The sequence below is a fragment of the Neptuniibacter sp. QD48_11 genome (assembly GCF_047778095.1).
Taxonomy (GTDB): Bacteria; Pseudomonadota; Gammaproteobacteria; order Pseudomonadales; family Balneatricaceae; genus Neptuniibacter.
The window spans coordinates 2,451,064-2,472,811 of sequence record NZ_CP180551.1 but is presented as its reverse complement, the minus strand read 5'-3'; the positions used below and the strand labels follow the sequence as shown (position 1 = coordinate 2,472,811).

The window sequence follows — 21,748 nt, the reverse complement described above, 5'->3', positions numbered from 1 at the left end:
AAGTACTTTACATATTAAGTTTAACTATAGTAAGTTGTACCTCCTCATATTAGAAGCTCTTGATTTAAAAGAAGGGCTTTGAGTTAACAATAACTAAAATTATGTGATTTCTGATCTAAGGATAGATGCAATGGAATGGATTCTGGCGTTGTTTATCGTCGTCATTGTCGGCTTGTATTTAAACAAGCAATACAAAACTAAACGCGAACTCAAGAGTAAGGCAGATAAGCGCTATAGGGCGGTATCTATAGAGTCAGGTCTATATCCTTGTGCAGCTGTCGATCAATTAGGTGATCGGCGCTTCTTCCCAGATAAAGCCCCTATGATTCCACTGCCGGGGTGTAGTGCTTCAAAAAACTGTGAATGTCGCTATCGTCACCATGCTGACCGCCGTGATCCTGAAAACGAAAGACGGATTGATAACATCATTACGGCACAAAAGATTGGTGATCAGTTAGGCGGAAAGTTTTCAGGGCGAGAGCGCCGCAAATTTCATAAAGGCCGTCGTTGGCAAGAACGCCAAGCCACTCAAATCTGATAGGACTTTTCTATATTTACCAATTATCCAGCTTTGTTAAATAACGCTATGAAAGGCTATGATATCCCTCGTATTTGATAGGGGGTGAATGAGGTCGGATGAACAAGGTGTATATAAGCGCTCAACAATTACTGGAAGATTCTTCCCAGATGGCGCTGCAGATTTTTGAAAGTGGTTTCCGCCCAGATTACATTGCCGGTGTTTGGCGAGGAGGGGCACCCGTCGGGATCTCTGTACAGGAGGTGCTAGCATGTCTTGGAGTTCAGTCTGACCATATAGCGATACGCACCTCATCTTACACCGGCATAGGTGAGCGCAGCCGACAGATCAAAGTACATGGTTTAACCTACTTGATTAAGCGCTTAGAGTCTGAGGATTCCCTCCTTATCGTAGATGATGTGCATGATTCGGGGTTAAGCATTGCGCAAACGATTAAAGAGATTAAAGCGGCGTGTAAGAAGAACACGCCAGAGATCAAAATAGCGACTCCTTATTACAAGCCAGAAAATAATCAAACAGATTCAGAGCCTGATTTTTATGTGCATAAAAGTCAGGATTGGTTAGTGTTCCCCCACGAGCTTGAAGGTTTGACTCAAACTGAAATTTTGCAGAATAAGCCAGAATTTGCGGCTGTCGCAGCCAAGATGGCTGAATTAGGTCGTTTTTAAGCGTCTGGACGTTAGTAAGGAACCCTTATGAAAGTATCGGAAAGAGATGGCAAGAAGCGTTGTTTTGGCAATAAACCAGGGCAAGAGTTTTATGCCGATTATCATGATAATGAGTGGGGTATTCCAGAATATGATGATCAAAAACTCTTCGAAATGTTGATGCTTGAAGGTGCTCAGGCAGGCCTAAGTTGGGAAACTGTTTTGCGCAAAAGAGAAGGCTATCGCAAAGCCTTTTATAACTTTGATGTCGAAAAAGTTATGAACATGACTGACGCTGAGTTGGAAGCGCTGCGCGAAAACCCGGAGATCATCCGCAATAAACTTAAGATCTATTCCGCACGTAAAAATGCGCTAGCCTTCCGCGCAATACAGAAAGAATTTGGCTCGTTTTCAAGTTATCTGTGGGCTTATGTTGATAACAAGCAGATTGTGAATCACTGGCAGAAATTTGAAGAGGTGCCTGTGACCACTGAGATCAGTGATGCGCTTTCCAAAGATCTTAAAAAGCGTGGCATGTCGTTTGTCGGATCAACAATCATCTATGCATACATGCAAGCTGTCGGCTTAGTTGATGATCATCTTGCTGAGTGTTGGTGCCGAACAGATCGATAAAAATTTAGCTGATAGGCAAGTGAAGGGGTACAATGCTGCGCTTCTCTGCTTATGGACGTTCAAATGTCGGATCTTACTTCCCTGTTAAAGCATGCTGATTTAGCCCGTGCTGAATTGTTACCTGCGTTACATGCTGAAAATACCAACTGTTACCGCCTATTTCATGGTACGAATGAGGGAGTATCCGGTTTAACCATCGATCGTTACGGTCCGCAGCTTTTAATCCAAACTTTTCATGAAGCTTTATCTGCTGCTCAAGTTGATCTGATTCTTGAGCATTATGCGTGTCTATTTGAAATAGAAGAGGTCGTGTATAACGATCGCAGCGCACGAAACTCTCGCCGTGAAGATGAGCATAATAAACGTGGATTAGAACTCGTTGGTCAGGAGCTGGATATTAATTACCGTGTGAGGGGCAAGCATGCGGGACAAGATCCGCTACTGTTTCTAGACATGCGTGTTGGTCGTCGTTATGTTCAAGAGCATGCAAAAGATAAGTCGGTCTTGAACTTGTTTTCCTATACCTGCGGTGTGGGTGTTTGTGCAGCGTCTGCGGGCGCAGCTAACGTTGTGAATGTCGACTTTGCCGAGCGAAACCTCGATGTAGGCAGAGAGAATGCTGAGCTTAATCAGCTATCTGGAGATCGAATTGAGTTTATTCAAAGTGACTTCTTTACCGCAGCAAAACAGTTTGCAGGCATGCCAATCAAGCAGCGTGTGAAGAGAGGTCAGAAACCTCGTCAGTATCTTAAGCTTGATGAACAACAATTTGATCTGGTTTATCTAGATCCACCGCGTTGGGCGAAAAGCCCTTTTGGTACGGTCGATCTGATTCGTGATTATCAAAGCGTTTTAAAACCATCCATCTTATCGACGAAAGCAGGTGGAACCTTGGTGTGTACTAACAACGTTGCCAAAGTAGAGATGGATGAGTGGCTAGATCTGGTTAAGCGCTGTGCTAATAAAGCAGGGCAGCCTGTGGTGGATTACGAACAACTTCAACCTGAAATTGATTTCCCTTCTGTTGATGGGCAGCATCCACTAAAAATAGCAGTGCTACATTTCTAAGGTTGCCAGCGATAAACCTTCAGCCTGATCTTACCGTTGATCAGGTTAATTCCTTCATTTTCTAATCGCTCTTTTTGACGGCTGTAAGCTTCACTATCTTGCGGGAAAGATATTTTTCCTTGGGCATTAATCACTCGATGCCAAGGCAACTGCGTATCTTTAGGCAATTGACTCAGTGTTCTACCTACTGCACGAGCCATATTTGATAACCCCGCCAGTTCTGCAACCTGACCGTAGGTAGCTACTTTTCCTTCTGGGATCATGGCAACGATCTGCCAGATCTTCTCTTGGTAACTCGGGTTGTTTGAGGTGTTAGTCATAGCAATGAAAATAACCTTATAAGAGAGGGGATGATAGTACCTGAGTAAAATGCTAGGGTAATAGTAAGTCTACACCAAGAGTTAAGGGATACTATCATTATGGCTTCGCTTGAAAACCTCAACTTTGATAACAGCTACTTGCGGTTGCCAAATCTGTTTTATCAACAGATAGAGCCCACTCCCTTACGTGATCCCTTTTTAATTGCATTTAACCCTGATGTTGCAACTTTACTGGATCTAGATGCTAAGAGTGTCCAGTCTGCCGATATGACTAAATATTTCAGCGGTCAAGCGCTATTAGCAGGCAGTCAGCCCCTCGCTATGAAATATACAGGTCATCAGTTTGGGGTTTATAACCCTGAATTGGGCGATGGTCGTGGTCTATTACTAGGAGAGGTTGTAAACAGTAAAGAGGAACGATGGGATCTTCATCTTAAAGGCTCTGGTAAAACAGCGTTCTCTCGTTTTGGTGATGGTCGAGCTGTACTTCGCTCCAGCATCCGCGAGTATCTGATCAGCGAAGCTATGTCTGGTCTTGGGATTCCAACAACTCGCGCGTTGGCGTTGGTTGGCAGTAAAGAGCAAGCGATGCGTGATGGCATGATGGAACCCTGCGCAGCTCTTTTGCGTGTGACTCAATGTCATGTCCGCTTTGGCCACTTTGAATATCTTTATTACTCCCGCCAGCATGATGAGTTAAAAGTTTTAGCTGATTACTGTTTAGATCGTTTTTATCCGCAGTTTAAAGAGGCTGATAACCCTTATCAGGCGATGTACGAAGAGGTGATTCAGCGCAGCGCTGAATTGGTCGCTAAATGGCAAGCTTATGGTTTTGTTCATGCTGTCTTAAATACTGACAATATGTCGATGCTAGGCGAAACTTTCGATTATGGCCCGTTCAGCTTCTTGGATACTTATAAACCGAAGCTTGTGAGTAATCATAATGATCATAAAGGTCGTTATGCTTTTGAGCGCCAGCCTGAAATTGTGCAGTGGAATTTGTCCTGTCTCGGTCAGGCCTTATTAACATTGATTGATAAGGATGATGTGATCGCACTATTAGATAGCTATCCCGAGCGGTATAAAAAAGCAGAGCTATCTGAATTTAGACGTCGTTTAGGTTTACAGACAGAAGAGCAATGCGACGATGAGCTTGTGCGTGAGTTACTGCAGCTATTTGTGCAGCAAAATGTCGATATGAATCGATTCTTCCGCACCCTCTCTAATTTTGATGGTAGTGATGAATCGATCGGTAATTTGATGAAGCTGATCAGCTACCCATCAGCTTTAACGCCTTGGTTATTGAAATACGAACAGCGTTTGGAACATGAGCCTGCGAGCCAACCGATTCGAAAAGCGCAAATGCGCTCGGTAAATCCTCAATTTATTCTACGTAACTATATGGCAGAAGAGGCGATTCGATCTGCAGCTGATGGTGACTTTACTTTAGTTAATGATCTAATGGCCTTACTGAAAAATCCGATGCAGGATAATTTAGCTTTTGAGCGTTATGCTGAATCTCCTCCAGAATGGGCGGGTGGGATCTGCCTGACTTGCTCCTCTTAAAACTATTTTTGTAATAGAGGTTGATTATCATGTATATGCATATATAATTGATTTCATGGATACTCAAGACAACATAAAGCAGCTAGAACAGCTCCCGTGCATTAATTTCAGTTTGAGGAAGGCTGTCAGGGTTCTAAACCGAATCTATGATCAGTATTTAGCTGAGGCAGGTTTAACGGGTGGGCAATTCAGTATCTTATATGTTGTTCATGAACTAGATGTAGCTACAAATAAAAAGCTACAGAGTATTTTGGTTTTGGACCAGACAACCTTGACAAGAAATTTGAAGCCATTGCTTAGAGAAGGTTACCTCTCATCAGTACCTAGTGTGACGGATAGACGTCAGAAAAATCTGAGTCTAACACCAGAAGGAAGAGTTAAGTTCCTTGAGGCAAAAGAGCAATGGTTTAAAGCACAGCAGAAAATCTATAAGGAATTAGGGCCAGAGTTAAGTGAGCAGCTTATTTCTTTAAGTGATAGCGTTGTGAAATTGGATTAATTTTTACGTATAAATACATGTATATGCATGGTGGTGGTTGTGGAGCTTTTTACTTACCCTTTAACTTGTAACGCAATCAAGGTCAGCTTGATTTTGGCTGAATTACAGATTGAACCTGAGCTAAAACTGATCAGCTTGAATAAAGGTGAACAAAAGAGGATAGAGTTTTTAAGTTTAAACCCGAATGGCACGATTCCAGTTTTAAAGGATAAGGACAAAGTGTTGTGGGAATCTAACGCAATTTTGTTCTATTTAGCTAAGGCATATAACTCGTCACTGTCGGCGAGAAACTTCCAGGAGGAGGTTGAGGTGATGCGCTGGCTGAATTGGCAAGCTTCTGAATGGAGTCCTGCCAGTAGCGGTTTTGCCCATCATCGTGTGATGCGGCCTTTTTGGGGCTTAGCGTCAGATGAAGAGAGGTTAGCTACACTGGATAACTCTTTTAAGAGATATGCAGAAATTTTAGATCAGCAATTATCTTGGCAGGATTTTCTGATTTCAGATGATATTAGCATCGTTGACATTTCTGTTGCCTCTACATTGATGTTCTGGCGAGAGGCTGAGATCCCTATTGAGGGCTACAGCAATCTAAATGAGTGGCTGCAGCGTTTAGAAAATCAGCTTTGGTGGATGGAAACAAAGCAAAATTTAAAGAATTTTATGATCTAAAAGCATGTATATGCATTTAGATTGTGTAAATAAAACCAAATGAAAAAGGTGTGTTATGAAAACGTTAAATAAAAGTATGTTATTGGCTGTACTTCTAATTCCTGCAACACAGGGTTTTGCAGATCAACAAGAGGAGATGATCAATTATCTTCACAGTCCTGCAACGCGCACTGCTGATGTCCAGCATCAGGCTAATGCCGAAGGAAGTTCGGTAGCTGATCAATCTAAAGTAATGATCGCAGATTTAAATGCGCCGTATTTGAAAAGTGACGTAGCTAAAGCTGATAAAACTGTAGTTGGAAGCCGGCAGAAAAGAGGGGAAAGCGATGCACAATTCGCAATGATTCAGAACTTGTTAACAACCCGTCTTTAACAATTAGTTCGGTCACCATAATTTACCCCTCTTAGCTAAGCAAAGAGGGGTAAAAACGGCTCAAATATTACGATTCATTCATCTCTCTACAATTAGATTGAAATGATTGAATTTAAGGGAAAAAAATCGTTGACCTTTCCATAGATAGCTCTATAGAATGAAGATCGCTTGAAAGTAAGCCGTATATTTATGTACACCATTTCGAAGTTCTATCAGTACCTCGTCCTGTTTTTCATAAGTAATCACAGCACTTCCAGCACAATCCGCCTGTAAAAAGGCAAAAATTACTCTGAAAGATATAGGACTATAGATATGTCTACTACTGGTACAGTTAAATGGTTTAACGAAGAAAAAGGTTTTGGTTTCATCGAGCAGGAAAACGGCCCAGATGTTTTCGCTCACTTCTCTGCGATCCAAGGCGACGGCTTCAAAACTTTGACTGAAGGTCAGAAAGTTGAGTTCACTGTAACTCAAGGCCAGAAAGGTCCACAAGCTGAGAACATCGTTAAGGTTTAATCCTTACTGATATTCAGTTTGAAAAAGAAGCAAGGCTAAGGCCTTGCTTTTTTTATGCCTGAAATTTGGCATCTTGGCTAACCATTCAGTCTGTATTACTGCATACGATGGGGATCAAGCTGAAAATCGGAGATCGCTTTGCCCAGAATAACGACCCTTCCGCTATAACGCTCATCGCCTGTAGATGAGAATTCGAAATTATATGAACGCCAGATCCTGATCTGCCCCTTAGTATCACGTTTAAGCCAAAAACCTCTCAAGTTAATATTGTCATCAAGAAGCTGTAACTCAAGTTCCTTACACTGCCTGCGGGTGTATCTTAGTGCCACTTCTTTTATCTTTTGCGATTGCCACCAGTGATACATTGCAAAGATGATTAAGGTAATCCAGAAGAGGGCTTCAATATCTATATACATCGATTTCTTGTTTCCAAGGATTTATGGGTTCCTTTGATTGTGACTTGTTTTACAATGAGTTGTTTCAGATTGCACGATTAATTTTCTACTCAGGATCGAATAGATGTCATCTATCTCCCAGTTTGTAATGGATAACTGGCTTAATCTTCTGGCATTAATATGGTTTTTGATCTGCTTCAAAGGCTATATGTATTACGCACGTAAACGCAGTTATGAAACGCCTTGCCTTGCCAGTGTTTTACATATGTATCGAAAAGAGTGGATGACACGCATGCTCACCCGAGATGTGCGAATTGCCGATACAACGGCGATTGCCAATCTGGAGCGTAGCGTATCCTTCTTTGCATCCACCACCATGCTGATACTTGCCGGTCTGATGACCATACTAGGCTCTACTCAACAAGCGATTGATGTTGTCGCGGATATCCCGTTTACCTTCCACGCGACCCGTGCAGAATGGGAATTAAAGATCCTTCTTTTGATCACGTTGTTTGTTTACGCCTTCTTCAAATTTACCTGGAGTCTGCGTCAGTATGGATTTGTTTCAATCATGATTGGCGGTGCGCCGGGACCTGATGAGCACATCTCTCAGCAGCAGGCGGATGCGCACTCTAATCGTATCGCTAAAATGACCTCAATGGCCGCGAACAGTTTTAACCTTGGTCTGCGTACCTACTATTTCTGTTTGGCGATCTTGGGCTGGTTTATCAACCCATGGATCTTCATGGGTCTGACGGCCGGCGTTGTGTTCGTCCTCTATCGACGTGAATTTAAATCTTCTACCCTCAAAACGTTGATGATGAGTGCTGGCGAATAAAAGTTAAAAACCTCTCCCTTTGCGCTTGAAAAGGTCTAGCACGTCCCAATATTCCAGTTATTGGCGGAGAGCTTGCTAAGGTTCAGCAAGTTCTCCACTACAGTTTTGTTGCATTAGGGCAGCGCTGTAGTTTTAGAAATAACAGACATATTGGATAAGTGTTGATGACTACTGAAACGCGTACAGAAACTCACGGTTTCCAGACTGAAGTGAAGCAACTGCTTCATTTGATGATTCACTCCTTGTATTCAAATAAAGATATTTTTCTGCGTGAGCTAATCTCTAACGCCTCTGACGCTGCAGAAAAATTGCGTTTCGAAGCGCTTTCAAATGGCGCGCTTTATGAAAACGATGGTGATCTAAAGATCAACATCAGCTTTGATAAAGAAGCTAAGACCCTAACTATCGCGGACAATGGTATTGGTATGAGCCGCGATGATGTGATCGAACACCTAGGTACGATCGCTAAATCGGGTACTGCACAATTCCTATCTCAGTTAACCGGCGATCAGAACAAAGACAGCCAGTTGATTGGTCAGTTCGGTGTTGGTTTCTACTCCTCTTTCATCGTGGCAGACAAAGTAGAAGTGTTTACGCGTAAAGCAGGTTTGCCTGCAGAGCAGGGTGTTCACTGGGTATCTGAAGGTGAAGGCGAATTCACTATTGGTGAAGTCGAAAAAGCGGGCCGTGGCACCAGCATTGTGCTTCATCTAAAAGAGGGTGAAGAAAGTTTTGCTGATGGTTTTGCACTACGTGGTTTAGTACGTAAGTACTCTGACCATATCTCTATCCCTGTAATCATGCAGAAAGAGGCGATGCCTAATTTCGGTGAAAAGGGTGAAGAGAAAGAAGCCGCTGCTGAAGAGCCAGAAGATGAAACAGTAAACAGTGCAACAGCGCTGTGGACACGTAACAAATCAGAGATCTCTGAAGAAGAGTATCAAGAGTTCTACAAGCATATCTCTCACGACTTTGGTAATCCATTAACTTGGGCGCATAACCGCGTTGAAGGTAACATGGAATACACTAGCCTGTTGTTCGTGCCAGAGCGTGCACCATACGACCTGTGGAACCGTGAAGCGCCAAAAGGCCTTAAGTTATACGTACAACGTGTATTTATCATGGATCAGGCAGATGAGTTCTTGCCTCTATACCTACGATTCATGAAAGGTGTGATAGACACTAAAGATCTATCCCTAAACGTATCTCGTGAGATTCTTCAGAAAGATGCCAATGTGGATAAGCTACGCAGTGCACTAACTAAACGTGTACTGGATATGCTAATCAAACTAGGCAAGAACGATGAAGAAAAATACGCAGCGTTCTGGAAAGAGTTTGGTCAGGTTCTAAAAGAAGGTCCTGCGGAAGACTACGGTAACCGTGAGAAGATCCTTAAATTGATGCGTTTCTCTTCTACTCATGCTGACAGCGAAGAGCAGAATGTATCTCTGGATCAATATATTGAGCGTATGCAGGAAGGTCAGGACAAGATCTACTACGTTGTTGCTGATAACTACAACACTGCGAAAAACAGCCCGCATTTGGAGATCTTCCGTAAGAAAGGTATCGAAGTACTGCTAATGACTGATCGTATCGATGACTGGATGATGAGCCAGCTTCAGAACTACGATGAGAAAGCCTTCCAAGATGTCACTAAAGGTCAGCTAGATCTTGAAGAGACAGCGACTGAAGAAGAGAAGAAAGAGCAGGAAGAAGCAGCTAAAGAGCTAGAAGGTCTTGTTGATCGCTTGAAAACAAGCCTAGGTGAGAAGGTTGCTGATGTTCGCATCACTAACCGTCTAACTGATTCTCCAGCATGTCTTGTTCTGGGTGAGCAGGATATGGGTCTTCAGATGCGCCAGATTATGGAAGCAGCAGGTCAGGCAGTGCCAGATACTAAGCCTACATTTGAGGTAAATCCTGAGCACCCACTGATCGAAAAACTGGATAAAGAAGCAGACGAAGACCGCTTTGGTGATCTGGCTTCTGTTCTATTCGATCAAGCAGGCCTAGCTGCTGGTGCACAACTAGATGACCCAGCAAGCTATGTTGCGCGTTTGAACAAACTACTACTTGAGCTAAGTGCTTAATCAAGTAGTTCGGTTGTAAAAAAGCGGCTCTATATGAGCCGCTTTTTTGTGAGCGCAATACACTAGATTAACGGCATGTTTGAAATGTCAGATTTGTAAGGATTGATCTCTTTTACAAATAGCGTTGATCGTTGGGTTACTTGAACTGCTTCTGCGCGTAATTCCGTAGAGGTCATCAGTTACCTCGGTAATTTCAGCAATACACTCAACGCCGTATTGGCGGCAGACTTCTTCAGCTATGACTGTTGGGGCAGCAAAGACCCCATGCCCTTTAGACCCGAAGACTTTTATTAACGCACTATCATCAATTTGAGCTTTTACATATGGCCTTATTTGGTGTTCTTCAAACCACTGAATTAGTTGGGCAAACCAAGGGGCATTAATTGCATTGGATAAGAAGGTTTCTTTATCCATACTGATGGGGAAGTTCTCACGTAGCTCGGCTGCTTTTTTAGGCTCTGCAAACAATGATACGGTCGATGAATCGAGTTTATAGATGAATAGATTGGAATCTGAATTGTATTCAGGGAGTTCGTCAGTCAGTAGTAGATCGATCTTTTTCTGGCTTAACAGTGTTAGCAGTTGAGCGGGGATTCCGGTTGTACTGTTTAGTGTCACTTCCTGATCAATCTCAAATACAGGTTCGATTAGATGATAGGCGATGAGTTTATGGATCGAAGATGAAATGCCAACGTTTAAGTTTGTAGGTCGGTTTTGTGGCTTTTCCTCCAGAAAATGATCTAGTTCCTCTGCAATGCTGAACATTTGATCGGCATATCGAGCGACTTGCTTTCCTAAAGGGGTAATAAGTAAGTTACGGCCTTTTCGCATGAACAGAAGACCACCAATGGATTCTTCTAGAGAAGAAATTTGGCTGCTGATCGTTTGCGGCGTTAAATCTGCAATCTCGCTGGCTTTGGCAATCGAACCTTCCTTAGCGACCAGCCAAAAGAAATAAAGATGACGAAGGTTATACTTACTCATAAATCGGTTTCACCCGTTGTAATGAATTCAGAAATGATAAGTAAGTATAACCCTCATCAAAAGGGGAAGTGCTTAAGAGGCAATTGAATGTTGAACTGTGCTTAACACAGGTGGTTTATGCCTAGCTTCAGTTGCCTTGTCTTCTTCTACCATGAAGAGGTGGTAAGCCTCTGGACCAAAAGAATCCAGAGCGGTTAATAGATAAGAGAACTGATCATTGACCGGCTCGCCTGTTCTTTTTACTTTGAAATTATAACGTTGAGACGGAATGGAGCTGAGTAGTGGCTCTTCGACCCATAAGTAGAGTGATTGATCCGAAATAACATACTCAAATCTAACGGGTTTAAAACCTTCTCTTAGGGTCAGAGTTTGGGTTTTGTCAGAGAGTTCTAATGGATATTTCAAAATGGCTTTCATGACTACACTCCAATGTTCTGATGTTGTTTGGAGTATATTTGCTTAGAATAAATCTGTTTTGAACAGTTTTTATAAGTGCTCTACTTCGAATAATTCGATGAAAAAGGTTGCAAGTGAGTTTGAATGCTCTGTTTTTTTGGATGCTGGGCGAAAAGTTTAAGGCATTTAAGTTAGCTAAGAATCTCTAGGCGAAATTTTCTCTAGACGAAGGGGACTAAAGCGACTGCCCTAAAATTGAGGCCGCTCTCTCGCCTTTAAGTGCTAAACAAAGTCCTAGCCTTTCAACTAGACACCGTAACTGCCTCTTTGAGATGCTCCTCATTTCCTTTTACTCGTTGCTTTGTTATCTCAATAGATTTAATCAGTTCATTAGCAGGCACTGCTCTGCTGTAGTGCCAGCCTTGGTGGATCTCAATGTTGAGTTTATCCAGTTGTGCGACTTGCTGCGGTGTCTCTACGCCTTCTGCGATGGTAATGAGGTTAAGCTTTTTGGATAAGCCAACAATCATCTCTAGTACATGGCTGTTGATTGAATCTGTGCCTATAGATGCGACAAAGCACTTATCTGCTTTAAGGTATTTAACCGGTAGTTGGCCAAGGTAATTTAGGCCACAGTATCCTGTGCCAAAATCATCTATGGCGATATCGATACCTGCTGCCGTAAGTTTAATAAAGGCTTTTTGAATTCGATCGTCGTTGCTATCCACTAATACGTCTTCTGTGACTTCTAACACTAAGTTTGTAATAAGGCCTTTGTAGTGAATTAGTTCGCGTACTGACTTAGCGTCTAGTAAATGGTTGGACGATATATTGATAGTGACGATGAAATCTGGGTTTTGTATCAGGATAGGGCGCAGTTCGTCGTAACAGTTTTTCAGCTGCTGCGATGTCATCTTGTTGATAAAACCTTTCTCTTCAGCTTCGGGGATAAAGGTAATTGGGTTCTTTAAACCTTCGGCAGGATGCTGCCAGCGCATTAATACCTCTGCGCCCATGATCTGTTTATCCGAAGCATTGATTAGTGGCTGATAGAGATTGAAAAATTCTCCGTGCTTGATCGCTTTTTTGAGTAGATGAGCGCTATCCGATAAGTAGATGATGAGATATTGAAAAAAGCAGGGTAAGAAGCAGCCATACGCTTAAACATAGCGCAGCACCTTGGATACTAAAATTACTGTGATCACCAAAGATGATTTTTTTTTCATCACTGATAACTACGCTCAAGTCAGGGAAGGTAATCAACGGGCTATAGGCTGCAACTTGGTCTAGACCATTATCAAATGCACCTTTGAGCACTCTGGGTTGATCTATAGGTAGCGCCAAACCTGATTTTGGGCTGGCATAAGGGCCATTCATAATAATTGGTTGTCCGGTATCACTATGGATCAGACCGGTAAAACCTAGTTCACTGGAGCGATTTTGTAACTGGTTCTTCAGCCAGCTTATTCTTACGAGTGCGTTAACTTCACCACCTTGCTTCAGACTTCTCGCAAGTACAAAAGCAGGTTGTTGCATATATTCGACATTAACAGGGCCTAGAAAGCGTAAACCGGGTTCGGTGGGTGGCGGTGTAACATAGATAGGCAGGTCGTGTTTTTTCCAGCTGGTACACACCAACTGTCCGTTGGCATCGACGATCCCCATCTCTACTACAGGGGCGACGTTAAACATAATGCTGCGCATATCAAAGAGGATATCTTCGCTGCATTGTTTGCTGAGTTGCTCCATATCTATCAGCACATTATTAATGATGCTGTAGTTGATATCGAGCCATTCGGACAGTTGTTGGGCTTTGATTTTAAGGTCGCGTTGTTGAAGCTGCTTATGCTGCTCTACTTGCTCGTAGCTTATGAATAGAGTGATTAACAACGTAATAACTGCGCTCATTAACGCAGGTGCGAGGTATTGCCTGTTCCATAAGCGAAGAGTTTGCGTATTCACAATTAGCTCACCTAATCCCTGTAGTGGATCAACGCTACCATAAATTGTTGTATCACCAAAATTCATCTACAGGATGAAAGTTATGCAGAAATTGAACAGACCTTTTAGTCTTTATGCGCTGGATCAAGGATTTTTAGGCTATTTTGCTGTTGAATTAAAATCAAAAATTCAGTGAGGTGGATTTATGGGTAAGTTAGTTCAGGGTATCGCTTGTGGCTTGTTAGTTGCTGTTTCTTTCGGCGCACAGGCAGATGGTCAAGCTGTTTATGATAAGCATTGTAAAGGCTGCCATGTTGCAGGTGTAGGTAACGCACCAAAACCAGGTGATAAAGCTGAGTGGGATAAACGCAGTGCTGCGGGTATTGATGCAATGGTTCAGACCGTAATTCAGGGTAAAGGTGCTATGCCAAAAGGCGGCACTTGTACTGACTGCGATGAAGCGACTATTAAAGAAGCGGTTGAAGTGCTGCTAGCTCAATAATTTATTTGAGCTTCTTCTATCGGGATATGGCAGAGCCCTCTGCTGTATTTCGATAGTTATCACGTAATTTTTCCTTTCCTCTTTTCTTCCCTAGCTATTTTCCGAGTTGTTCACGCTTAGTGATAATTCAGTCTTTTTTATATGATTTATTTATGCCACGCTGTACTGAATTAACAATGTAAGTAATACCTCTATTCTTGTTCAGACCTTAAACTGTATATTAGGTTTATTACAGCTAAATTCGTATGAGGCGTATATGGCTGATTTTATTGATGAAACCCAAGTAGAAACGTTACTTAAACAACTCCATCAGTTGCGCGATGAATTGGGGGAGGAGGCTTCTGCGCTGAAACATACGGCCGAACCTGTGAATCTCGATCAGCAAGCATTCGGACGAGTCTCACGAGGAGATGCTTTACAACAGCAAAGCATGGCTAAAGCGAATCTGCGCCAATGCCAAGAACGCATTCAACTGATTGAAGACGCATTACAAAAAATTGATAACGAAGAATATGGGTTTTGTGAGGGTTGTGGTGAACTTATCTCATTTGCGAGATTAAGTGCTCGGCCGGAATCTTTATATTGCCTTAAATGCCAGCAGGAACAAGAATCCTAATGGTATCGTTTTTTTCAAGGTAAAGAGTGTTTTAGTTAAAGAGCCACTATGTCAGATAAGAATAATAATGCGCCGCAGCTTGATCCGGGTGTCGATGACGCTTGGGTGAGTGTTATCCGGAAAATGGATGAGGCGTATGCTGATCTTGTGCATTCTCAAGTGGAAGTAGAAGAGAAGAATGCCGAACTGCAGGAGAATAAGCAGTTTCTGGATAGTGTTCAGAGCTCTATGAGTGATGTATTGATTGTCTGCGATCACTTAGGTCAGATTCAGCAGGTTAATCGAGCCTTAGAGATGTTAACCGGTAAGTTGGGCGATCAACTTGTCGGTAGCCATTTCACAGATCTTGTAGATCCTCGCTTTTTACAAAAGGTTAATGGCTTGATTAATCAGGTGCGGGTCCAGCCTGTACGTGATTGTGAGATAGAACTGCAGGGTGTAGATGGTTCTGTACCGCTTTCTATGAACTGCTCACCGCGTAAAAATCATCGTGGCCGATTAGTGGGTATGGTGTTAATCGGTCGGCCTTTAGGTGAACTGCAAAAAGCCTATATAGAACTCAATAGTGCCCATGCTGAGCTTAAGTTGGCACAAGAGCGTTTGGTGCAATCAGAAAAGATGGCCTCTCTAGGTCGATTGGTGGCTGGCGTAGCCCATGAACTGAATAATCCGATCAGTTTTGTTTATGGCAATATGCATGCTTTGCAGCGCTATACCGATCGATTAAGTCAGTACTTCGATGCGATCAACGAAGGGCAGTCTCGTGATAAACTGAAAGAGATGCGCGAAGAGCTACGTTTAGATAAGTTAATCCGCGACCTTAATTCGCTGGTGGCTGGCACTATGGAGGGAGCGGACCGAGTTAAAGAGATCGTAAATGATCTTAAACAGTTCTCTTCTACTCAAGAATCTGAGAAAACTGTGTTCGATCTAACCCATGTGATCAGAACGGCGCTGCACTGGATAATTAAAGAGAGTAAACAGCCGGTAGAGGTTATTGATCTTATCCCTTCAGACTTAAAAGCGGTTGGGCATTCTGGCCAAATCCACCAAGTAGTTGTGAACCTCGTCCAAAACGCCGTTGATGCGATGCAAGGTTGTGACCAGCAATGTTTAACCCTAGAGGCAGAATCATTTAACGACAGAATCGAATTTAAGGTCAGTGATACAGGGCCAGGCGTTTGTGAGGTGGATCTTTCTCGCCTGTTTGATCCATTCTTTACCACTAAGCCTGTTGGTCAGGGCACTGGCTTAGGTCTGTCGATCAGTTATGGCATTGTCTCAGAGCACGGTGGTGAACTTCGTATATTAAACCGTGATGAGGGTGGGGCGATGGCGATCTTAGTGTTACCGACAGAGGAGGTTAGTAATGTTTAATCTTCTTTGGCTTCAGTCAGCTGGTTGTGGTGGCTGTTCGATGTCTCTATTGAACGCTGAATCACCCGATCTAATTTCTACCTTTAAAGCCGCTAATATAAATCTGTTATGGCACCCTTCACTCAGTGAAGAGACGGGCTCTGAAGTGACGGAACTTTTAGACAAGATCCTCGCAGACGAACTCAAGCTAGATGCGTTATGTATCGAAGGAGCTGTCCCCAGAGGCCCTGAAGGCACAGGCCGATTCCACATTTTGGGTGGTACCAATACGCCAATGATGACTTGGGTCCAGAAGTTAGCGCAGAAAGCTAAATATACCATCGCGATTGGTTCATGTGCGGCCTATGGAGGCATATCTGCAGCTGGCGAGAATATTACAGACGCTGCAGGTCTTCAATTTGAAGGGGAGGTGCCCGGGGGAATCTTAGGGGCTGAATATCGCTCTGCCTCAGGTTTTAATACGGTTAATATATCCGGCTGTCCTGTTCACCCTAATTGGGTAACAGAAACCTTGATCAGTTTGGCTTTAGGTGAACATTCTGAAGAGGCTGTAGATCAATTTGGTCGGCCGCGTATGTATGCTGATCACCTCGTACATCATGGTTGCAGCCGTAATGAATTTTATGAGTACAAAGCCAGCGCGGAAAATCCTGGCGACCTTGGTTGCATGATGGAAAATATGGGTTGCCTTGGTACCCAAGCGCATGCGGATTGTAATACCCGCCCTTGGAACGGTGAGGGGTCATGTACCAAAGGTGGCTATGCCTGCATTAATTGCACAGCGCCAGAGTTTGAAGAGCCTATGCATAGCTTTATGCAAACCCCTAAAGTTGCGGGCATTCCGGTAGGCCTGCCTACAGATATGCCTAAAGCTTGGTTTGTCGCTTTGGCTTCCCTTTCGAAAGCGGCAACACCGGAGCGTTTGCGCAAAAACGCGACCTCGGAAACGCTGATCTATCCACCCACAGTCCACAAGAGAAAAAGTTAGATATGAGCCGAATTGTCGTGGGGCCTTTCAATCGTGTGGAAGGGGATCTGGAAGTTAGCTTAGATATTGCCAATGGACAGGTGAAAGGGGCTCGAGTGAACTCTCCTATGTTTAGAGGGTTTGAGCGGATTATGCATGGGCAAAATCCGATGGATGCGTTGGTGTATACCCCACGTATCTGTGGTATCTGTTCGGTTAGTCAATCAGTCGCTTGTGCCAGAGCATTAGCGGACATGATGCAGCTCGAAATGCCAGAGAATGGTGAGCTAGCGACCAACCTCGTGTTAGCTAACGAAAATATGACGGATCTGCTGACCCACTTTTACTTGTTCTTTATGCCTGATTTTAGTCGCGATATTTATGCAGGTGAAGATTGGTTTTCGACTGTGAGTAAGCGATTTAAAGCTAAAACGGGTACAGCAACACGCGCGATGCTTGCGGCTCGAGCTGAGTTTCTGCATCTGATGGGATTGATGGCGGGTAAGTGGCCACATACCTTGAGCCTTCAGCCTGGGGGAACAACTAAGCCAATCGAATCTCAAGAAAGGATTAGACTGCTAACTATTTTGTCTGCGTTTAGAGGGTTTCTTGAAGAGCAGCTCTTTGGCGCTGACCTAGAAGAAATAGGTGAGTTAGATTCTCTATCAGCGCTGAAACAATGGTCTTCAAAAGAGCATTGGGGGCAGAGTGATTTCCGCACTTTTTTACATTTAAGTGCTGATTTAGAGCTGAAAAATTTAGGCCGCAGTACTAACCAGTTTTTAAGTTATGGAAATTACCCACTTCAGGGTGAGCCGATGTTTAAATCGGGGGTGAATTTTCATGGAGAGACAGGCGTATTAGAGACAGGTTCTATCACAGAAGACCTTGCATACTCTTGGATGGAATCTGAGCCCGAGCCATTACCGCCTCAAGAAGGTAAAACTAACCCGTCGCTTGTTAATGAAGACGCTTACACTTGGTGTAAAGCACCAAGGTTTAATCGCCAAGTCATGGAAGTAGGTGCACTTTCCCGGCAGCTTATTAATGGCCATCCGCTTATCACCGACCTTGTTAACCGTTCTGGTGGTAATGTTGAAAATCGTATTATTGCTAGATTGCTGGAGCTTGCACTAGTGATTCCTCAAATGCAGAAATGGGCTGCGCAACTTAATCCACAGGCTGATTTCTGCCACCACGGCCAAATGCCAAAAGAGGGTTCAGGTGTTGGTATGATTGAGGCGGCAAGGGGAAGCTTGGGTCATTGGATCAATGTTGAAAAAGGCAAAATTAGTAATTACCAAATCATTGCGCCGACAACATGGAATTTCTCACCGAGAGATGGGCAATCTGTCCCAGGGGCTTTAGAGCAAGCTTTAGTAGGAGCACCTGTTCACGAAGGAGAAAAGGAACCAGTGTCTGTACAGCATATAGTTCGTTCTTTCGATCCTTGTATGGTCTGTACGGTTCATTAAAACTGTTTCATTGTGAATAGATCATAGTGTTTTTCGGAATAATATCGAAGTAAGGAATGCTTAGTTTATGAAAGATCAGTCAATTTCCTTAGTACTGGGTAGCGGTGGTGCTAGAGGTCTAGCTCATATAGGTATTATTCATGAGCTGGAACAAGCTGGATATAAGATTGAATCGATCTCCGGTTGTTCTATTGGCGCTTTGATTGGTGGGGTATACGCTGCTGGAAAATTAGCTGAATTTGAGGCTTGGGTCCGGGCGATTGATAAGACGGATATCCTAAGTTTGCTCGATTTGACGTGGCGATCTGATGGCCTTGTGAAGGGCGATAAGATAATGGACACCTTAGTCCAGTTAGTCGGCGATTGGAAAATTGAAGATCTGCCTATTCGATTTACTGCAATCGCTGCTGATATCGACGATGAAAAAGAGGTTTGGATGAGTTCTGGATCTCTTTTTGATGCGATCCGGGCGTCTATTTCGTTACCGATGTTCTTCTCTCCCGTACCGTATCGAGACTCTTTCCTTGTTGACGGCGGGATTCTAAATCCGGTTCCTATCGCGCCTTGCTTTAATGATCAAACCGATCAGATCTTTGCAGTAAATTTAGGCGGCGCTGTTGAACATGGACTCTTTATTGAAGAGAGACATGAAGAGGAAACGGATCTTAGTTTCAAAGAGCGGGTGCATAGCTTTGTCGAAAAATTATATAAGTCAGATGAAGAGGAAGGTCGCTCATTGAGTATGTACGATGTTGCTCATCAGGCCTTCGATACCATGCAGGGAACTATTGCTCGGCAGAAGTTAGCGGCTTATCCGCCAAATGGCGTCATTGAAATCCCTCGAAATGCCTGCGGTATCTTGGAATTCCATAAAGCTGAGCCACTTATCGAGCTTGGCAAGCAGCGTGCGCGCGCTTTTATTGCAACGCTGGATTAGATTGTTTCTGTCGTTTAATAAAGATAGATAGATCTATTTCGTAAGATTTTCCTAACCACATGACGTAATCACGGTGATCTTTAAGATCATCCCCAGTCACTGGGTGAATAAGGACATCGAGATTGTATCTATGGTAATTCAGCCATTGGACAACTTCCGCGAACTGGTTGCCACTAAAACTCAGTTGGCAGCTGCCTGTTGGGTGAGGGCCTACCGGCTTTTGATGAAGCCTACCTGCTTTTACCTCTAACGTTTCGCTCGCTTTTTGCACAAGTGTTTCGGCATCGGTGTATGTAGATTCATCGAAATATATGTGGGCGTGATAGGCGTTAAATAGTTGCATAGATTAATCCCTACAAATAAAAAAGCGCCCTGATTATAGGGCGCTTTCAGTAGCTGAGTCAGAAATATTAAATCTTGAACTGACTCACTTTTCCATTCAGATCTACAGATAGGCGCGATAATTGTTCGCTGGCTGCTGAGATCTGAGTGGCACCGTCTGCGGATTCTTGCGAAGCGTCATTGATCGCAACGAGGGATCGATTGATCTCTTCGGCTACGCTGGTTTGCTCTTCACTGGCAGAGGCGATATGAGTATTCATATCAGTAATCATGCCCACAGCTTCAGAGATGCCTTGCAGTGCATCACCGGCTTCAGATGCTTTGCTACCCGCTTGTTCTGCTTCTCGCTGGCTCTGTTCCATTGCGGATACAGCAGTTCGTGTACCGGATTGTAAGCGCTCAATGGCGTTTTCAATCTCGGTAGTAGATTGCTGAGTACGCTGCGCCAATGTTCTAACTTCATCCGCTACTACGGCGAAGCCTCGACCTTGATCACCCGCACGTGCTGCCTCGATTGCAGCGTTCAGTGCCAGAAGGTTAGTCTGTTCAGCGATATCGTTGATTACGCCAATAATAGAACCAATGCTCTCACTGTCGTTTTCAACTGCGGTAATACGCTCGGAAACCTGCGATACGTTACCCACAAGAGAATTTGTAGAGGCTACAGCTGCGGATACGATCTCGTTACCTTGTGAGGCTTGCTCAAGCATCATGCGAGCTTGGCTATCAGCATGTTCAGCATTGGTTGCCACGTCTTGAGAGGTAGATACCATCTCGTTCATAGCGCTCGCTACTTGCTCAATTTCAAGGCGCTGGTTATTGATGCTTTGGTTCGCTTGGGAGCTGATTGAAGACATCTGTTCCGCTGCAGAAGCTAGTTGATGAGTTGCATTACCTATATCACCAATCAGCTTGCGCTGGTGGCCTAACATCTTGTTAAAGTTCGAGCTGATCTCAGTGAGTTCATCGTTACCTTGCACTGGTACGTCAGCGGTTAGGTCTGATTGGCTAGCCACTTTATCCATTGATTGGCTTAATGCATCAAGAGGAGTGCGGATCGAATGATAAACAAGCTTACTTAGGATAGTTAAGAGCGCTACGACAACAACACCTAAACCAATAATAATGATAATTGCGTTATCGTAAGCAGTGCTAATTGTTTCGCGCTCTTCAGAGGCTACGCGTAGCTGAAGGCTAATAAGTTCGGCAATCTTTTCGCTGATTGGATCGATCGTGTCGTATAGCGGGCCATCGAAATCTTGTAGCTGACCGGCAATGTTACCGCTGCTCATTGAGCTCATAGCGCTTTCAAGTCTATCCAAAGATTGGTTTGCCGCTATAAATAGGGCTTCAGCTTCTTTAGCTAATTGTGCTTCTTCAGCAGTAAGTGTAGTGGCCATATACTTTTGCCACTTTTCGGAAATCTCGGCACGTGCATCTTTGACACCTTTCAAAGCTTCTGCACCTGTCATGATTCCGGCGTTAGCTTTGTTTACGGCGTCTATAACATACACGGCATAGTCATCCGCGATGAGTTTTAGATCTTCAAGAGGTACTACACGGTCTTCATAGATGCGCGCAACACCATCATCAGCCTGCTTTAATTCGTTAAGAGAGGTGGCGATAATGATGGCTACAGCAATAACCGGGAGTATGGAAGTAAGTACGAGCTTAGTGCGAATGCTCAAACCGCTTAATAACATTATATGTCCCCACGACGTTCGGAGAAAAAATCAATAATGCCATGAACAATCAAGTTCGATCCCTGGCTGGTCCCCCACAGACCAAACAGTAATCTAACTACTGCCTACATCCATTGTTATTATAGTTATAGCTGTTAGATCTTTTATTACAACAATTAATTAACCTTATTCAGAGATATTTAATATATTGATCAAATTTTGTGTTGTTTTTTATAGTAACTGATTGTTTTTTATGCAGTTAGTTAATATTTAATAAAGAATGTAGAGCGTGTTTTAAGTTGATTGGAATGACTGTAATACCCTGATCTGATCTAGGTGATAAATTACAAAGAAATTAAACTTGCTAAGTTCTATTT

Annotated in this window: 25 protein-coding genes; 17 read left to right on the top strand and 8 right to left on the bottom strand. The window is 43.5% G+C overall.

All coding sequences use genetic code 11. The features are described from left to right. Window positions 1-130 precede the first annotated feature (130 nt). The 4 genes from ACMXYU_RS11450 (at window position 131) to ACMXYU_RS11435 (ending at window position 2,886) form a co-directional block, all read left to right on the top strand. On the top strand, window positions 131-538 hold the full coding sequence (locus ACMXYU_RS11450; protein WP_415898757.1) for a hypothetical protein: 408 nt from the start codon (window positions 131-133) through the stop codon (window positions 536-538). 98 nt (window positions 539-636) lie between these two features. Continuing rightward, entirely contained in the window at window positions 637-1,206 is a 570-nt protein-coding gene (locus ACMXYU_RS11445) for a phosphoribosyltransferase (protein WP_415898756.1), read from the top strand. Window positions 1,207-1,233: 27 nt separating this feature from the next. Continuing rightward, entirely contained in the window at window positions 1,234-1,818 is a 585-nt protein-coding gene (locus tag ACMXYU_RS11440) for a DNA-3-methyladenine glycosylase I (protein WP_415898754.1), read from the top strand. 63 nt (window positions 1,819-1,881) lie between these two features. Further along, complete coding sequence (locus ACMXYU_RS11435) at window positions 1,882-2,886, top strand: class I SAM-dependent rRNA methyltransferase (protein WP_415898753.1); 1,005 nt, start codon at window positions 1,882-1,884, stop codon at window positions 2,884-2,886. Here the strand turns inward: ACMXYU_RS11435 and ACMXYU_RS11430 are convergent. Next, window positions 2,883-3,206, bottom strand: coding sequence for an MGMT family protein (locus ACMXYU_RS11430; RefSeq protein ID WP_415898752.1), 324 nt, complete (start codon window positions 3,204-3,206; stop codon window positions 2,883-2,885). The two genes, ACMXYU_RS11435 and ACMXYU_RS11430, sit on opposite strands and share 4 nt — an antisense overlap. Before the next feature lie 99 nt (window positions 3,207-3,305). Between ACMXYU_RS11430 and ACMXYU_RS11425 the strand changes: the two genes are divergently transcribed. From ACMXYU_RS11425 to ACMXYU_RS11405, 5 genes are all read left to right on the top strand, one after another. After that, window positions 3,306-4,772 carry a protein adenylyltransferase SelO gene (locus tag ACMXYU_RS11425; RefSeq protein WP_415898751.1) on the top strand — a complete coding sequence of 489 codons (1,467 nt, stop codon included), beginning with the start codon at window positions 3,306-3,308 and terminating at the stop codon, window positions 4,770-4,772. 55 nt (window positions 4,773-4,827) lie between these two features. Beyond that, window positions 4,828-5,271 carry a MarR family winged helix-turn-helix transcriptional regulator gene (locus ACMXYU_RS11420; protein WP_415898750.1) on the top strand — a complete coding sequence of 148 codons (444 nt, stop codon included), beginning with the start codon at window positions 4,828-4,830 and terminating at the stop codon, window positions 5,269-5,271. A 39-nt stretch (window positions 5,272-5,310) separates the two neighbouring features. Next, a complete protein-coding gene (locus tag ACMXYU_RS11415; protein WP_415898749.1) occupies window positions 5,311-5,940 on the top strand; it encodes a glutathione S-transferase family protein in 630 nt (209 codons plus the stop codon). A gap of 55 nt (window positions 5,941-5,995) precedes the next feature. Beyond that, the gene (locus tag ACMXYU_RS11410) at window positions 5,996-6,313 is read left to right on the top strand and encodes a hypothetical protein (RefSeq protein ID WP_415898748.1); all 318 of its coding nucleotides are present in this window, start codon (window positions 5,996-5,998) and stop codon (window positions 6,311-6,313) included. 312 nt (window positions 6,314-6,625) lie between these two features. Then, the gene (locus ACMXYU_RS11405; RefSeq protein ID WP_415883947.1) at window positions 6,626-6,829 is read left to right on the top strand and encodes a cold-shock protein; all 204 of its coding nucleotides are present in this window, start codon (window positions 6,626-6,628) and stop codon (window positions 6,827-6,829) included. 95 nt (window positions 6,830-6,924) lie between these two features. Here the strand turns inward: ACMXYU_RS11405 and ACMXYU_RS11400 are convergent, their stop codons facing one another. Continuing rightward, window positions 6,925-7,245 carry a DUF3301 domain-containing protein gene (locus ACMXYU_RS11400; protein ID WP_415898747.1) on the bottom strand — a complete coding sequence of 107 codons (321 nt, stop codon included), beginning with the start codon at window positions 7,243-7,245 and terminating at the stop codon, window positions 6,925-6,927. Between the two features lie 103 nt (window positions 7,246-7,348). Between ACMXYU_RS11400 and ACMXYU_RS11395 the strand changes: the two genes are divergently transcribed. Further along, the gene (locus ACMXYU_RS11395; RefSeq protein ID WP_415898746.1) at window positions 7,349-8,062 is read left to right on the top strand and encodes a DUF599 domain-containing protein; all 714 of its coding nucleotides are present in this window, start codon (window positions 7,349-7,351) and stop codon (window positions 8,060-8,062) included. 164 nt (window positions 8,063-8,226) lie between these two features. Then, a complete protein-coding gene (gene htpG / locus ACMXYU_RS11390) occupies window positions 8,227-10,152 on the top strand; it encodes a molecular chaperone HtpG (RefSeq protein WP_415898745.1) in 1,926 nt (641 codons plus the stop codon). Window positions 10,153-10,239: 87 nt separating this feature from the next. Here htpG and ACMXYU_RS11385 read toward each other — a convergent pair whose 3' ends face one another. The 4 genes from ACMXYU_RS11385 to ACMXYU_RS11370 all read right to left on the bottom strand — a co-directional run bounded on the left by ACMXYU_RS11385 (window position 10,240) and on the right by ACMXYU_RS11370 (window position 13,494). After that, entirely contained in the window at window positions 10,240-11,136 is an 897-nt protein-coding gene (locus ACMXYU_RS11385; protein WP_415898744.1) for a LysR family transcriptional regulator, read from the bottom strand. Between the two features lie 72 nt (window positions 11,137-11,208). Beyond that, window positions 11,209-11,553, bottom strand: coding sequence for a hypothetical protein (locus ACMXYU_RS11380; protein ID WP_415898743.1), 345 nt, complete (start codon window positions 11,551-11,553; stop codon window positions 11,209-11,211). Between the two features lie 281 nt (window positions 11,554-11,834). Next, on the bottom strand, window positions 11,835-12,572 hold the full coding sequence (locus tag ACMXYU_RS11375) for an EAL domain-containing protein (protein ID WP_415901121.1): 738 nt from the start codon (window positions 12,570-12,572) through the stop codon (window positions 11,835-11,837). A gap of 61 nt (window positions 12,573-12,633) precedes the next feature. After that, a complete protein-coding gene (locus ACMXYU_RS11370; protein WP_415898742.1) occupies window positions 12,634-13,494 on the bottom strand; it encodes a cache domain-containing protein in 861 nt (286 codons plus the stop codon). Between the two features lie 184 nt (window positions 13,495-13,678). On the opposite strand from ACMXYU_RS11370, the gene ACMXYU_RS11365 reads away from it, so the two are divergent. From ACMXYU_RS11365 to ACMXYU_RS11340, 6 genes are all read left to right on the top strand, one after another. Continuing rightward, entirely contained in the window at window positions 13,679-13,975 is a 297-nt protein-coding gene (locus ACMXYU_RS11365) for a c-type cytochrome (RefSeq protein ID WP_415890717.1), read from the top strand. A 256-nt stretch (window positions 13,976-14,231) separates the two neighbouring features. Continuing rightward, window positions 14,232-14,591 carry a TraR/DksA family transcriptional regulator gene (locus tag ACMXYU_RS11360; protein WP_415892008.1) on the top strand — a complete coding sequence of 120 codons (360 nt, stop codon included), beginning with the start codon at window positions 14,232-14,234 and terminating at the stop codon, window positions 14,589-14,591. Between the two features lie 48 nt (window positions 14,592-14,639). Next, a complete protein-coding gene (locus ACMXYU_RS11355; RefSeq protein ID WP_415898741.1) occupies window positions 14,640-15,968 on the top strand; it encodes an ATP-binding protein in 1,329 nt (442 codons plus the stop codon). Then, on the top strand, window positions 15,961-16,956 hold the full coding sequence (locus tag ACMXYU_RS11350) for a HupU protein (RefSeq protein ID WP_415898740.1): 996 nt from the start codon (window positions 15,961-15,963) through the stop codon (window positions 16,954-16,956). The genes ACMXYU_RS11355 and ACMXYU_RS11350 overlap by 8 nt, the downstream gene beginning before the upstream one ends. A gap of 2 nt (window positions 16,957-16,958) precedes the next feature. Further along, window positions 16,959-18,410 carry a nickel-dependent hydrogenase large subunit gene (locus tag ACMXYU_RS11345; RefSeq protein WP_415898739.1) on the top strand — a complete coding sequence of 484 codons (1,452 nt, stop codon included), beginning with the start codon at window positions 16,959-16,961 and terminating at the stop codon, window positions 18,408-18,410. 67 nt (window positions 18,411-18,477) lie between these two features. Then, window positions 18,478-19,347 carry a patatin-like phospholipase family protein gene (locus tag ACMXYU_RS11340; RefSeq protein ID WP_415885260.1) on the top strand — a complete coding sequence of 290 codons (870 nt, stop codon included), beginning with the start codon at window positions 18,478-18,480 and terminating at the stop codon, window positions 19,345-19,347. On the opposite strand, the gene ACMXYU_RS11335 is transcribed toward ACMXYU_RS11340, so the two are convergent. Both ACMXYU_RS11335 and ACMXYU_RS11330 read right to left on the bottom strand, forming a co-directional pair. Further along, window positions 19,328-19,690 carry a DOPA 4,5-dioxygenase family protein gene (locus ACMXYU_RS11335; protein WP_415898738.1) on the bottom strand — a complete coding sequence of 121 codons (363 nt, stop codon included), beginning with the start codon at window positions 19,688-19,690 and terminating at the stop codon, window positions 19,328-19,330. The two genes, ACMXYU_RS11340 and ACMXYU_RS11335, sit on opposite strands and share 20 nt — an antisense overlap. A 67-nt stretch (window positions 19,691-19,757) precedes the next feature. Further along, window positions 19,758-21,392 carry a methyl-accepting chemotaxis protein gene (locus ACMXYU_RS11330; protein WP_415898737.1) on the bottom strand — a complete coding sequence of 545 codons (1,635 nt, stop codon included), beginning with the start codon at window positions 21,390-21,392 and terminating at the stop codon, window positions 19,758-19,760. Window positions 21,393-21,748 lie beyond the last annotated feature (356 nt).